This window comes from Caryophanon latum, assembly GCF_001700325.1.
Lineage (GTDB): Bacteria > Bacillota > Bacilli > Bacillales_A > Planococcaceae > Caryophanon > Caryophanon latum.
The window spans coordinates 1-15,448 of record NZ_MATO01000005.1; the positions used below are offsets into that span (position 1 = coordinate 1).

A 15,448-nucleotide genomic window follows, 5' to 3' on the forward strand; every position below is an offset into this window, starting at 1 on the left:
GTTTCACCTGGTGTTGTTGGTGTGCCTGGTGTCGTTCCTGGCTCATTTCCACCTGGTGTAATGATTGGTGGTGGTGTTTGTGTATTCGTGCCACCACTATTTGGGTTGTCCGTATTTGGCATTTCGATACATGTTGATGAAATTTCAAATTTATTTGTGCTATCTTTCACCACTGTAAATGTTGTAATTTCATTGCCATTTGCATCTTTTAATACGTACTCGCCTGTTGCTAAAAATGCGATTGCGACACCTTCGTTATTCGTTTTTACATTTTGTACGAACTTGCCGTCTTTCGTGTAAACGCCATACGTTTGGTTCGCTTCACACACGCCATTTTCTTTAATTTCGACAATTTCTACACCTTTATCTGGTGTCGGTGTCGGCGTTGTTGGCGGTGGTGTCGGTGAATCAACATCTTCTTCCGTACAATCTGAAGCATTCGTTAACGTGAACGATTCTACTGGCTTCGTGCCTGTTACTGTAATGCTATCAAACTGTGTCGTTGGATTGCCTTGCTTCACCACTTTGTACGTACCCGCTGCAATCGTAAATTGAATTTTACCGTTGCCATCTTGCTTCACTGTTGTTACAAGTGAATTGTTCATATTGTAAATTTCATATACAAACGTTGCTGCTTTGTCACACGCTGGGTTTAATTCCACCGCGTAATTCGTCACAGGTACTGATGGCATTGCTGGGTATGACGGTACTGATGGTGTCGGCGTAGGTGTAGGTGTAGGATCTTTTTCAGGCTCTACAACTACCTCAATTACTTTCGGTGGTGTACTATTTGTTACTTCTTCTACTGGGAACGTTGTAATTGGCTTAATGTCCTCAGGTTTCTTCTCTGGCGTACATTCATCCGCAGAGACTAACGCATAGTCACCTTTACCTAATTTCGAAACGTCCACTACTGCTTTATCATTTGCATCTTTTAACGTCACTTCACCTAATACTTCATCACATTTCGGATAACCGTCAATGATTGGTACGATGTTTAATTTCGGTGGTGGCGTTGAACCAAATAGGCTACTTGCTGTTACCGATAAAACTAAGCTTGAACATTCGAATTCTACTGTAACTTTTTGATCTTTGTTCGAGTCTGTTACCGTAAATTCTTTTAACACTTTACCTTCTGATACGATTGTATACGTACCAGCTAGTAAGTTTAATGATTTGTCATTGTTCGTATTACCATTTGTTACTTTTTCTACTACAACACCATTTTCGTCTTTTACTTCATACGAAATGTTCGTAATTTCTGTACATGCTCCTGATGGTGTTGGATCAATAACGACTGGGTACTTCGGTAGCTCTGGTTCCGGCTTTTGTTCCGGCTCCGGCTCTACTTTTGTAAATGTTGCAGTCGAACAAGCTTTACCGTCAGCACTTTCAACAACTGTTAACGTACCGATTTTATTTCCTTCTTCGTCCACTACATCATACGTACCTGCATCTGTATCCGCTTTGATCGCGTCTAACGATACTTTGCCGCCATAAATGTTTGCGAAACTATTTTTTGGAGCTTTGTCACCTGTAATTGGTAAGAATGCTTTGTTACATACTTCGCCTACAGGTTGCTCCGGTTGTTCTGGATTTTCTGGCTCTGGTGTCACCTCAACTGTTGGTGGCTTCACGCCGCCTGGAGGGTTGATAGGCTTAATTGGAATTATTGGTACTAAAGGTTTTTGCGGTACAACGTTTTGAACAAATGCTTTACAGTCTTCAATTGTAATATCCGCTACTTTATTACCTTCTACCATGACAGAAATTTTTTCACCATTTTCGTTTGCTCCATCAAATGTACCATCTAATGGAACTGTTACTGTGCCATCTGCTGCTACAACAACTTCTGCTGTTACGTCACCGAATGTTAACGTTACAGTTTGACCTGCATATTTCACATCAAGCTGTGCTTCGACAAACTCACATGCGTTAATTGTCGGTACAAATTCTCCTTCACAGTCAACTAATGTTACTGAACCGATTACTTTGCCATCGATTGTTAACGTTACATCGCCTTCTGTGAATGGTACTGTTACGGTTAACTCTTCTGAAACGGTTAATGTTACAGTTTCACTACCATTTGATGCTGTCACTGTTGTACCAGCCTCATAACCTGGTAATGAAATTGTTGCTGCTGTACATGCTACGTTTTCTTGCGACAGTGTGAATTCACCTTCACAATCTTTTAAAACAATTGTGCCGATTTCTTCACCTGCTGCATTTGTTACCGTAAATGTACCGTTAATGAATGGTACTGTTGCTTTACCATCTTGACCTACTGTTACCGTTACTGCTTTGCCTTGATCATTTGTTAACGTAATTGTTTGACCTGCTAATTCTGGTGCTGTGAACTCGCCTGCCATACAGCTTGTGTAAATGATCGTCGCTGCGCAGTCTTCATCCACTTCAATCGTACCAATCTTTTCACCTGTTACTGTTTCGATTGTATACTGAACATCTTTTTCTAACGCTGTCGTCGGTACTGTTACGTTACCGTCGCCGTCGTTATCATCGTATGTTTGACCGTCTACAACGATTGATACGCCTGGTGTTACTGGTACAACTACATCTTTTTCACAAGATGGTTGTGTCGGTGGTAACTCTGGTGTTGGCTCATATTCAGCTGATGGACATGGCTCGTCTTCTGTTGGTTCAACAATTGTAATCTCACCAATTTCGTTGCCGTCCTTGTCTTTCACTGGGTATGTGCCTGGTGGTGTATTCATTGGAATGTCACTCACCGGTACTTCTTCACCATCGATTGTTACTTTACTATCGCTCGGTACGTTTTCTGGTACTTTCACGAATTCTTCTGTACATGATGGTGGTTCTGGTGTTGGTGCTGGCTCAAACACTGCTGTTGGACATGGCTCGTCTTCTGTTGGTTCAATAATTTCAATCTCACCAATTTCGTTGCCGTCCTTGTCTTTCACTGGGTATGTGCCTGGTGGTGTATTCATTGGAATGTCACTCACCGATACTTCTTCACCATCGATTGTTACTTTACTGTCGCTCGGTACATTTTCTGGTACTTTCACGAATTCTTCTGTACATGATGGTGGTTCTGGTGTTGGTGCTGGCTTAAACTCTGCTGTTGGACATAGATCGTCTTCTGTTGGCTCAACAATTGTAATTTCACCAATTTCGTTGCCGTCCTTGTCTTTCACTGGATATGTGCCTGGTGGTGTACCCATCGGAATGTCACTCACCGATACTTCTTCACCATCGATTATTACTGTGCTGTCGCTCGGTACATTTTCTGGTACTTTCACAAACTCTTCAGTACATGTTGTTGGTGGCGTTGGTGTTTCTGGTAATTCTTCTGGTGTTTTACCATCGAAAATTTTCGCTTCACATGGCTCTTCACCGTACGCAACCTCTACTGTGCCATACACAACATCATTAATGACTACTTCATATTGACCTGGTACTAATGTAAATGGATCGTTGTATGTCACGATACCTTCTTCATTTGCTGTTCCTAATACAAATACAGTTGGGTTTGTTGTTGAAACAAGCTTCACTTCAGTTGTAGTTGGAACAAGCTTACCATCAATATTTACTTGTAACGTGAATGTTGTACATACTAATGGTTCTGGTGTCGGTGCTGGCTTAAACTCTGCTGTTGGACATGGCTCTTCTTCTGTTGGTTCAATAATTTCAATCTCACCAATTTCGTTGCCGTCCTTGTCTTTCACTGGGTATGTGCCTGGTGGTGTACCCATTGGAATGTCACTCACCGGTACTTCTTCGCCATCGATTGTTACTGTTGTTGCCGTTTCTGGTAAATTTGGTGGTACTTCTACAAACTCGTTTTCGCACGTTAATGCTTCGAATGTCGCTGTCACACATGGTTGCTCTTCTGTGCCTGCTTCGACTACAAGTTGACCAATCACGTTGCCCGCTTCATTTTTCACATCATATGTGCCTGGTGCTGTTGTTGTTGGAATTTCTGTAATCGCTACTTCTTTTCCTTCAATCACAACTGTTGTTGCCGTTTCCGGTGCGTTTGTAATTTCTACAAACTCGTTTTCGCACGTTAATGCTTCAAATGTTGCTGTCACACATGGTTCAGCTTCATTGCCTTCTTTCACAATAAGGCTACCAATTTTGTTGCCTGCTTCATTTTTCACATCGTATGTGCCTGGTGCTGTCGTTGTTGGAATTTCTGTAATCGCTACTTCGTTTTCACCAATGACAACTGTTTTCGCTGTTTCTGGTAAGTTTGAAATGGCTTTAATTACTGTTTCCGTACAAACTTTTGCTGTTTCTTCAAATGGTACTGATGGTGTTTTACCTGGAGGCACGTTCACGCTTGGTGGTGTCGTTGGATCTTCAAAGTTTGTTGGTACGATACAGTTTTCATTTGTTACATGAACTGTATACTCACCTGGCACTAAGTTTGTAAACTGTGCTGTTGGTGTTTCTTCTGTAATCGTTACTGTGTAAGCTGCTGCGTCATATGTTTGACCTGCAATCGTTACTTTGCCTTCGATTACCTCATACACTTGACCGTCCACAATGACTTCATTATTTAAAATGCCGTACGTTGTGCCGCCAATTGTAATTGCTTTCACTGTTTCGCTGTTATGTTGTAGCGTCGCAGTTACGGCTGTACCATCTTCTAAGCAGCCAACACCTTCGATAAATTCAACTGCTACTTCTACATTACCTGGTGTTGTTGGTGTTTCATTCACTGGAACAGCTGGTACTTCTTCACCTGTTCCTGGTGTAAATGGCTCTGAGCTTACGTTACAGTTTTCGTCTTTTGCAACGACTGTGTATTTGTCGCCAGGTAATAGGTTTGTGAACGTCGCTTCTGCTTTGTTCGTACCTGACTTGCTCACCGTTACTTCATATGGCTTCGCGTTATACGTTTCACCGTTAATTGTAACGGTTTGTGCGTTTGTTTCTTCGTTCGTTACAACTACATACACTTGACCGTTTACGATCACTTCACCGTTTAAGATGCCGTATGTTTCGTCGCCGATTGTAATCGCTTGTACCGCTTTTCCTTCATATTGAAGTGCTAACGTTACGTCGCCATTTTCAAGACAGCCTTGTCCTCCTGCAAATTGAACAGTTACGTCCGCATCGCCTGGTGTGTTTGGTGTCTCATTCACTGGAACAGTTGGTACTTCTTCACCTGTTCCTGGTGTAAATGGCTCTGAGCTTACGTTACAGTTTCCGTCTTTTGCAACGACTGTGTACTTGTCGCCAGGTACTAAGTTTGTGAACGTCGCTTCTGCTTTGTTCGCACCTGACTTGCTCACCGTTACTTCATATGGCGCTGGTGTATACGTTTCGCCGTTAATTGTAACAGTTTGTGCGTTTGTTTCTTCATTCGTTACAACTACATACACTTGACCGTCTACGATCACTTCACCGTTTAAGATGCCGTATGTTTCGTCGCCGATTGTAATAGCTTGTACCGCTTTTCCTTCATATTGAAGTGCTAACGTTACGTCGCCATTTTCAAGACAGCCTTGTCCTCCTGCAAATTGAACGGTTACGTCCGCATCGCCTGGTGTGTTTGGTGTCTCATTCACTGGAACAGCTGGTACTTCTTCACCTGTTCCTGGTGTAAATGGCTCTGAGCTTACGTTACAGTTTTCGTCTTTTGCAACGACTGTGTACTTGTCGCCAGGTACTAAGTTTGTGAATTGTGCAGTTGCTTCATTTGCGCCTGTTTTCTTCACTGTCACTTCGTACGGTGCTACTTCATACTCTTTATCTTGAATCGTTACTTTGTTACTCGTAACTTTATACACTTGACCTTCCACGATTACTTCATCGTTTAAGATGCCGTATGTTTCGCCGTCAATTGTAATCGCTTGTACCGCTTTTCCTTCATATTGAAGTGCTAGCGTTACGTCGCCATTTTCAAGACAGCCTTGTCCTCCTGCGAATTGAACGATTACATTCGCATCGCCTGGTGTGTTTGGTGTTTCTTCAAATGGAATTTCTTCTTTATCACCTGGTGGTACAGTTACTGTCGGTGGTGTTGTCGGCTCAGTTGGCACGATACACTCACTTTCTGTTACTTTAACTGTGTAGTCACCTGGGATTAAATTTTCGAATGTCGCTGTCGCTTTATTCGCGCCATCTTTCGTCACCGTTTGTGTGTAAACTGTTTTCGTCGATGTTACAGCTTCTCCGTCTTTTTCAAGCTGTTGACCAGTCGCTAAGTTCGTAAACGTTACCGCTTCTTCCCCTTCTACTGAAACAACTACATATGCTGCGCCGTCAACGATAATTTGGTCGTTTGAAATACCGTATTGCTTGCCGTCGATTGTTACAGCTTGTACGTCTTTACCGTTTGCATCTTGTAATGTAACTGTAATGTCGCCATTTTCTGTACAGCCTTGACCGCCTGCAAATTGAACTGGTACTTCAAGAGAACCTGGTTGCTTTGGCTTTTCGTCAAATTCAACTGTTGGTGGTGTTTGAACACCTGGTGGTACGTCAACAGTTGGCTCGTCTGTTGTAATACATTCGTTATCGATTACTTTTACAACATATTTTCCTGGTACTAAGTTTGTAAATACAGCAGTTGGTTCATTTAGACCTGGTTTTGTAACAGTGACAATGTACGGTTTTGCTTCAACAGCTGTTGCTTGACCTTCGATTGTTACGCTACCTTCCACAATTTCATATGCTTCGTCACCGATTAATACTTCGTTATTTAGCACACCGTATTTCGTGCCATCAATTTCTACGTAGTTTACCGCTGTTTCATTACCGTCAGAATCAATTGAGAATAATGTTAATGCTACTGCCTCACCATCTTCTAAACAGCCTGCACCGCCGATGAAGTCAACTTTCACCTCTAATGTTCCTGGTTGCTTCGGTTTTTCTTCAAATGGTACTTCTGTTTTATCCCCTGGTGGTACGGTTACTGTCGGTGGTGGTGTCGGCTCAGCTGGCACGATACATTCTACAACTGATACGATCACTTCATACTCACCTGGCATTAAGTTTGTGAAGTTTGCCTCCACTTTCGCAAAGCCTGGTTTTGTAATTGTTTGCTCGTATAACGCTGGTATATACGTTTCGCCATCAATTGTAAAGGTACCGTCTGCAGCCGCGCTGTAAAACTGTTCATTTACAATTACTTTGCCTTTTAATACACCATATGTTTTATCACCAATTGTAATTTGTTGTACTGGCTCGCCGTTTGAACGTAATGAAACAGTTACCGAGCTATCTGTTAAGCAGCCTAAGCCACCAACGAATTGAATCGGTACGTCTAAGTTTCCTGGCTCACCTGGCACTTCTTCTACTGGCACGTTCGTCTTCTCACCTGGTGGTACGGTTACTGTCGGTGGCGCTGATAAACAATCGCCGCCTGTTACAACAACTTTGTAGTCACCTGGCATTAAATTGTCGAATAATGCCGTTGTTGGCTCTGTACCTTTTGTAATTGTTTTCGGTGCCAGCTCACTCACTGTGTAGCTAGTACCGTTTACCGTTACTGTCGTTGCATCTTTTGAAAGATTCACGTTAAATAACTGGTTATTAATGATGACTTCATTGTTGTATACAGCATATGTTTGACCGTTTGCTGCTGTAAGCGTTTGAATGGCTTTGCCTTGTGCATCTTGTAGCGTTACCGTTACTTCTGCACCGTTTTCTAAACAGCCCTTGCCATCAATTGCTTCTAATTCTACTTCTACTTCGCTAGAGCAGTCTTCCGTATAAATCGTAATTGGCTGTGCGTCGCCACTTAACTCCGGAACAATTACTTTAATCGTTTTATTACCAATTGTTAGCGTATAGTAATCTGTGTCACTAGCGCTTACTGGCATTTTCACGATTGCTTGACCGTTTTCATCTAGCGTTGCTGTATATTGCTGACCATCTTTTTCAAATACATACGATTCAGCTAATTCGCCTTCACCGCACGTTTTAAACTGAATAATCGCAACATTATCACCGAACGTTTCATTCGTTGGTGTTGGATCATCTGGTGTTACCGTGAATGGTCGTGAGTCTTGCTTACATTCTTCTTGCTCTGTATATACTTGTACAATTTCATATGAGCCTTCTGGGATTACTAAGTCGCCTTTATTTACTGCTTCATCAAATGTTTTACCTGCTGGAATGACAAAGCGTACAACGTCTTCGTTCTCTTTGTTGTCTTCATATGCTACTGTCGCTTTTAACGTGCCGTCTTTTTGCAATGCTTGCTGACCGTCTGCTGTATGAATTTCATACACACGCTCACCTAAAGTACATGTATCAAAGACGTTAATGTCACGTTTGATTTTTTCGTTCGTTGCTTCAAATGAAGTTGTATCTTTCGTGAAGTTAATGATGTCTTCTTCACTACCTACGACAACTAAATTTTCATAGCCTGCTGGGAGTTCTTCTGCTAATGCGTATTTCGCACGTGGTGGGTTCACTGCTCCAGTCGAATCATCTTCTGGATATGTCGTTCCTTTAAACCACTTTGTTACTTTACCGTCAGCGTCCGTTTTCCCTACAAACGAACCGATATGTGCTTCTGGTGCTGTAATTGTAAATACGATACCTTGCATCGCTTCACCAGAATCTGCATCTGTTTTCACGATTTCCAATGTTACATCTGCTATACGTTCATTTTCAAAAATCGGATTTGTTGGCTGATCTGGCTTTGTGAAATCAATACATTCTACAATCGTGAATGGTCGGTCTACGAAGTATGATTCTTTGTATTCGCTGCCTTCCCCTTCACCTACAACATGCTTTTGCACAATGACATATTGCTTCGCTGTTTGATTTTCGTCGATTTTTGAGAAATCAATCGTTACTTGACCGTTTTCATCTGTTGTGAAGAAATCAGCACCGTCAATTTTCACTGGTGTTTGTCCTTCAGTAGGCGTAAACGCTTTACCTGGACCTTCACATACATTTTCTGTTACAGCATATACTTCAAATGTTGACCCTTTAATTTTAGGATCTGTATTTGTTGGAGGTGTTTCATCATCTGGATCACCTTCAACGTTTGTAACTGTTACTTCGAGTGGTTTGTTCACTGGGGAATACCACGTATTTGTTTTCTTTACGCTATCACTATTAATAAAGCCTTCAAACTTCGTGTTATCTAACTGATACCCTAGTGCTGTTTCAACCTCTTGGAAGTAATATCTACCATTATCTAAATACGGCACATAAACTTTACCGTCCGCATCTGGTGTAAACGTTAAATCAGCTGAAGATTGATCCTCAACTAGTGTACGAGTACCATTTTTTTTATCATACTCTGCTTTTTTCGTCGTTGTAACGCGTGTGCCATCTTCTTTAAACAGCGCAAACTTCACTTGTTCTAACAACTTATCATCTGCATCTGCTGCTACACCTTCGAACGTTTTCGTCATTTCAATTGAGTTAACGATTTCTTCATTTTTAACTTTAATCGTATGCTCAATCAGACCTTCTGCTGGTTGCGTTCCCGCTATTATTTCAACTGCCTCAACGTTCTTACCATTCTTATCCGTAATCGTTGGGTTCGCTGACAGTGTCAATTTAAGCTCAGATACTTTTTTATAGCCGTCTAATGCCGTGACTTCTTTAAGGATGTATATGCCGTAGCCGACTTTTTCAAACGTTGCTTTTGCTTCTTTTCCGTCTAGCACTGTTGTCACTGTTTGAAGTAAGATTGTACCTGATTTGTTATATAGCTCAAATGTGACATTTGGAAGTGGACGTTCCTCGCCTGTATCGTTATTGACACCTAATTTCGTAATGCTGACATTTGCACGTTTGAAATCTGCTGATGCACCTGAATCGTTATTGATATATTTACCGTCTTTTAGCTCCACACCTGCACTTGCATTTTCCTCTGGTAATGTTTGTGAACCTGATGTAAGAACGGCTTTGTTACCGTATGCACCTTCTTCATTATATTTACCATCGTAATACGTGCTATATGTGATGCGGAACGCCTGTGGACCTTCGTCATCAGTCAAATCACCAAATGTAAGCTTAAATGACGTATTTTTTCGAATCTCTGGCTCCATTGGCAAAGCTGTTAACCAACCTGCTTCAATTGCTTGATCTAACGTTTTCGGATTACCATCATTTTCGATTCCGTTTTTTGTAAACTTTAATGGTTGAATTTTCACTGTGTCCGGCAATAAGAAATGCTCATATCCTGCGTCCGTATTTGCTGCTAACGTATCGGTTAATACCGCATTCTCTAATAGTGAGCCTGATCGATTGACATCTACTATCCAATCAATCGTATTGTTCGCTACAATTGGATTGCCCGTTTTCGTCACAAGCTCATTCGGTCGGTCGATTGTGACACTTGCTGTTGTTTCTACACCATTATTCACAACAATTTTGTTTTCATATAAGCCACTGCCATCTTCTTGACCAATAATATGATCAGCATCTTTTGTTTCATACTCGATGTAGTACGGCTTAGATGTAGCTGATTTTGGTGTTAACGTAAAGCTTGTGTCTGTTTTCGTAATGGTAAAGTCATCTGTTGCTTCGCCCTTTGTTACAGAACCGTCTGTACCAATTTTTGCGTTATATACTTTTACAGAATCAGCTACAAGCTTATGACCTGTACCTAACGTATCAGTAATATTGGTAATCGCTTTTCTGTCTAAGTTTACGCCTGCTGTCCAATGGAATGTACGTGTTGCATAATTGTACGTTCCTGATTTTTCAGCATTTGCAACGTGTGCCAAAATTGGCTCGAATACAGCAGATTTATCTAACTTATCTGGTGTTCCATCTTTATTCTTCCATGTAAAGTTAGCAGTATTAGAGAATTCAACTTTACCGTTTGCTCCAGGCGCTGGTAATGTATCGTATGTCGTTTGATACGTAAACGCTAAATCTACTGTAGCTGTATCTGCTACTGAAGCTGAAATTATACCATTCTCATGCTTCAAATTAACGTTAGAATTAGCACCAGAAACCTCACCTTTTAGTAGGTTAAAATCTTTACCATCGTCATACGGCTTTAACGTAAGCCCTGATGGTAATTGATCCGTTAAGTTGAAGTTCGGTATTTGTTGACCTTCTGAAGTAAATGATACATACCATTCTACAGTACGGTTTGTATAGTCGATGCTCCGAAGTTCCTTTACACCGACACCTGATGAGTAAATGAATGAATCTGTTGCTGTATATGGCTCATCATTAGCATCTTTAAACGGTGATGTTACCGTATTTTCAATTGTACCGCTTGATGTAATGAGGTCGTCAACAGAAGCTGTTGAGTATTCAATATCATAAGCATAAGTCCCGTTATCTATTAATAGAATTTTAAAACTCTGCTCACCTTCGTCAGAAATCAATGAAGGATTTGTAATATCTTCAGGATTTACCCATTGACCATCTACTTGCTCATATTTTGTTACTTTAATCGTATCCGCCAAAATTTTGTGTTCTTCACTAACCGTATCGGTAATTTGCATACCTGGCGTAACAGTCTGACCTAGTTTATTAAACTCGATTTTCCAGTTCGCTTTGTACTTATTGCCGCCTACGAATGTTTTCGATAATGGTGTGCCGTACGTTACTGGTACTGCTGCTTCAGCTTCCCACTCTGCTTTTCCTGAGCTAGCTTTAACGACATTTTCGAAAATCTCTTCTGCGCTGTCAGGAATACGCGTAATTTCTGTCGTATACGTTACTTGTACGGCATATATTTCTTTGTTGAAAACAAAATCGGATTCATTATTACCGCTCTCAATTTCGAAATTAAGCTCGCTCCCATCTGTCAGAAGAACGATAGGCTCTCCCTCTGAATCAGGCTGAACGCTTTGTAACGTTGCTTTCATTTTAACGAGTGATACGTTTACACTACCCGGTACTAATTCGTGACCTTCGCCAAGTGTGTCATTAAATGTGATTGACTCTCCAAGCTCTTCACCTTCTAAGTTAAAAGCAACTTGCCAATCGATATATTTAACACCTTTATCATCACGCACTGTACCGTCTTTAACAATTGTTGCGTCATCAATATCAACTAATGGCTCAAATTTAAATGTTAAAGTTAAAGGATTTGGAGCTGATGAATCTGAATCCTCAATTACTAACGTTTGTTCTAACTCTTGTGTCTCAAAATTCCCGAACGTAGCTGTGAAGAAAATCTCCCCTTCTAGTCCTTGAATTGCTTCAACTGCTTTCAGTGCAGTAATCGTTACTTCGCGTGTGTCTTTATTCGTTCTATACGTGAAATATAGTTCTTTTTTTCCTTCGTCATTGAGTATTTCAATATTGCCTTTCAATGCTTCCTCGTTATATAAAAGGAGCTGCTGTGGCAATTTGAACGTAAAAGTATCATCTACTTTCATATCCTTTACTACTTCAAACGTATAGTGAAGCTCTACTTTATCGCCTGCTTTTGGCTCTAAATCATCCGCATCGTCTTGATCTGTAACTTTGTCGCCATTATGTACTAACTTATCAAAGCTCAAGTCAATCAATGGCTCTGTTGCGGCTGCTGTTGTCGCAGGCTGTGTTGTTCCAGTTGGTGTACTGCCTTCTTCATCGTCGTTCGCTTGTGTAGCTGCAATTGCCGCTGCTAACGAAACGGAATCGAACGAAGCTGCCGATGCTGAAACTGGCATGACAAAACTTTGTACGAATAAGAAGAACAGAAGCACAAATACATTAATCTTCTTAAACATTATGTTCCCCTTTCTCCTTTGATATAAGTTGCTAACATACACTTGAAAATGAGTGAAATATTTTTATGCTCATTTTCCTCTTTGCTTATTTTTGATCCGCCTCCTAAAAGAAATATATAACAAACAACAATATCATTTGGGATAAAAAGGGTTTATGATAAGAGTATAACGAATATTTCTTTTTATTCAAGAGATAACAAAGAAATATTTTCCATTTATTCGTTCGTGACTGCTTTATAGAAACGTTACAGGCTGAACGAAAATTACATAAAAAGGGTTCATCACCGTAAGCTGGGGTTGACGCATAAAGGTTGCTTGAAACGAGAGGCGGACTCCTGCGGGAAAAGCGCGAGCCTCGAGACCCCGCAGTCGTGAGGCACGAACGACGAGGAGGCTTGAGGAAGGTGATAAACGCCACGTCCATGTGGCATCACCTTCATGACAAACATCGTGTTCGCCTCCGCGCCCGCGGAAAGCCTGCCTCGACGTGGAAAGCAACCCCAAGTTATGGTGAAGATCCATAAAAAGAAATAAACTATGCTAGATGTGTTTATTCGTTAACGATTTGAAAAACCGCCCTTTGGATTACAAAATTTCACCTCCAAGTACAACACATTGTGAAGCATAGTCTTTGCTTTTTATTGTTATCGTACATTGTACTATAATTTATAGTTTTTTCTACCTACAATTAACTATTTTTTTCTATTAAATATTTTTATTGTTAAAAAAATATGAAATAACAAAGGTAATATGAATCAATTAAAAAGAAATTAATAGGTTTCTTGAAATAGTTTATATGACCTCTTAAATAACGTATGTTTCGTTTACCGACACGCATATTACAGCATGAAAAGACTCGGGTAAAAGCTGGATCCTCGGAATGTTAAAAGACGTGATACAACAGTAAAAATAAAAAAGTGCTACCAGAAAATTCAACATTTCCTGATAGCACTTTTCTTATGTCAGCTAGTTTTATTACACAAGCTTAAATTGTCGTACTTGTGCATTTAGCTCTTCAACCATTTCGGCAAGTTGGGCAGTGCTGCCTGCCACTTCTTCCATCGTGCTTGATGTTTCTTCAATTGTCGCTGTGGCATTTTGGACGTTTAATGTCGATTGCTGCGTAACGCTAGCAATATCAGCAACGACTGCATTAATCGTTTCGGTACGCGTATCAATCATCGTTAAATTGTTCGCAATTTCATCAATGTTCGCATGCATCGTATGAACGGCGTTGAAAATTTCGCCAAACGTTTCATTCGTCGTCGTCATTTCTTGTGAACCTTTTTTCACTTCCTCGTAACCTGCTTGCAATGAATGCGTTGCGGCGTTCGTCTCGTGTTGAATCGTCTCAACAATCGTCGTAATTTCAGTAACTGAGTGGCTTACTTGTTCAGCAAGCTTGCGTACTTCATCTGCTACGACCGAGAAGCCTTTTCCTGCCTCGCCTGCGCGTGCCGCTTCAATTGCGGCGTTTAATGCAAGCAAGTTCGTTTGGTCGGCAATGTCGCTAATGACCGAAACGAGCGATGTAATTTCGGTTGATTTTTCGCGTAAGTTTTCGACTTTGTACACAGCGTCATTCACAATGCGGTCAATCGTATTCATTTGTCCGAGCGTCGTCGTCATTTGGTGCTGACCGTTCGTCGTTAAGCGCTGTACATCGGTCGCTAGCGTTGCGAGTTGCTGCCCACCTGCTGTAGAAGCTTCAACGCCAACTTTAAATTCGCTTAGCACGTCTACTAAATTCGTCGTGCGTGCATCTTGTAGTGCCATGCCGTCTGTAATGTCTTGCATGGCGATTGCTACTTTATTTGAGCCTTCTTTTACTTCGTTCGCTGATTGCGCAACTTCTTCTGAATTCGCCGCGACGTTTTCAGATACGTGCTGCAGCGAGCCGATTACGTTTTGTAAACTCGTTGATAGCTTGTTTGATGATGCCATTAAATAGCCAATTTCATCCTCGCGCTGTGCATTCATCGGCGCGTCTGTTAAATCACCGTCTGCTAGCTTACCGATGCGCTGTGCCACATCTTGAATCGGTTTCACAATGCTGCGTACGATAAACTGTGCAGACAATACGCTCACGGCAATAATACAAAGACCGGCAATACCTCCGATTGTTCGGGATGATTTCGTCGACGCAATAATTTCATCGCCTAGTTCATCAATGCGATCTGAATTAGCATTCACTAATTCATCGTAACCTTTACGTACAACGGTTGCTTCCGCTGTTAACACCGTTAAATTTTCAATCGCAAGCTCAAGATTACCTACTTGCAAAACGTCTAGTACATCTTTTTGCACTGCATCACGCCATGCGATACCTTTCTCAACGTAAGCTGAACGTTTGTCGATGCCTTCTGGGTCGAGCGTATTTAACAGCTTAATTTGCTCATCCGCAATCGTTGAATATTCCGAAAACATTTGTAAGTATTGTTCTTGTCCTGTCGCAATATAGCTCGTTGCCGCTGCTACTCGCGTCGTAATCGAAGTTGCTAACGTTTGGTTCGATTTCAGCAACGCTAATTCGTGCTGAATGAGCTCCTGCGTTTGCTCCTCGACCGATCGATTCGTTACATAATTGTAAACAACAAATAAAGAAAAGATCGCAATTAACAACAAAAAACCACTAACTACACGCATCTTAATCGTTTTAAATTTCATGTATGTACACTCCACTTATTTAATTAGGTATTTCTAACTTCTTTCCATTAACTATACATAATACCTTTTATCTAGTTCGTTGTCTATACACTACGTAAAACGAAAAAAGATGCACTGATAACTTTCGTGCACCTTTTACG

At 41.1% G+C, this 15,448-nt stretch carries 2 protein-coding genes; both read right to left on the reverse strand.

Annotation, left to right across the window (positions count from 1 at the left end; genetic code table 11):
- Positions 1 to 12,641: collagen binding domain-containing protein (locus A6K76_RS01435; protein ID WP_083995172.1), on the reverse strand; the 12,641-nt coding region annotated here is incomplete at its 3' end.
- Positions 12,642 to 13,616: 975 nt separating this feature from the next.
- A complete protein-coding gene (locus tag A6K76_RS01440; RefSeq protein ID WP_066461368.1) occupies positions 13,617 to 15,308 on the reverse strand; it encodes a methyl-accepting chemotaxis protein in 1,692 nt (563 codons plus the stop codon).
- Positions 15,309 to 15,448 lie beyond the last annotated feature (140 nt).

What these genes read in the sequence shown, in the direction of transcription:
- A6K76_RS01440 (WP_066461368.1), bottom strand. Translation starts at nt 15,308, where the DNA reads ATGAAATTTAAAACGATTAAGATGCGTGTAGTTAGTGGTTTTTTGTTG.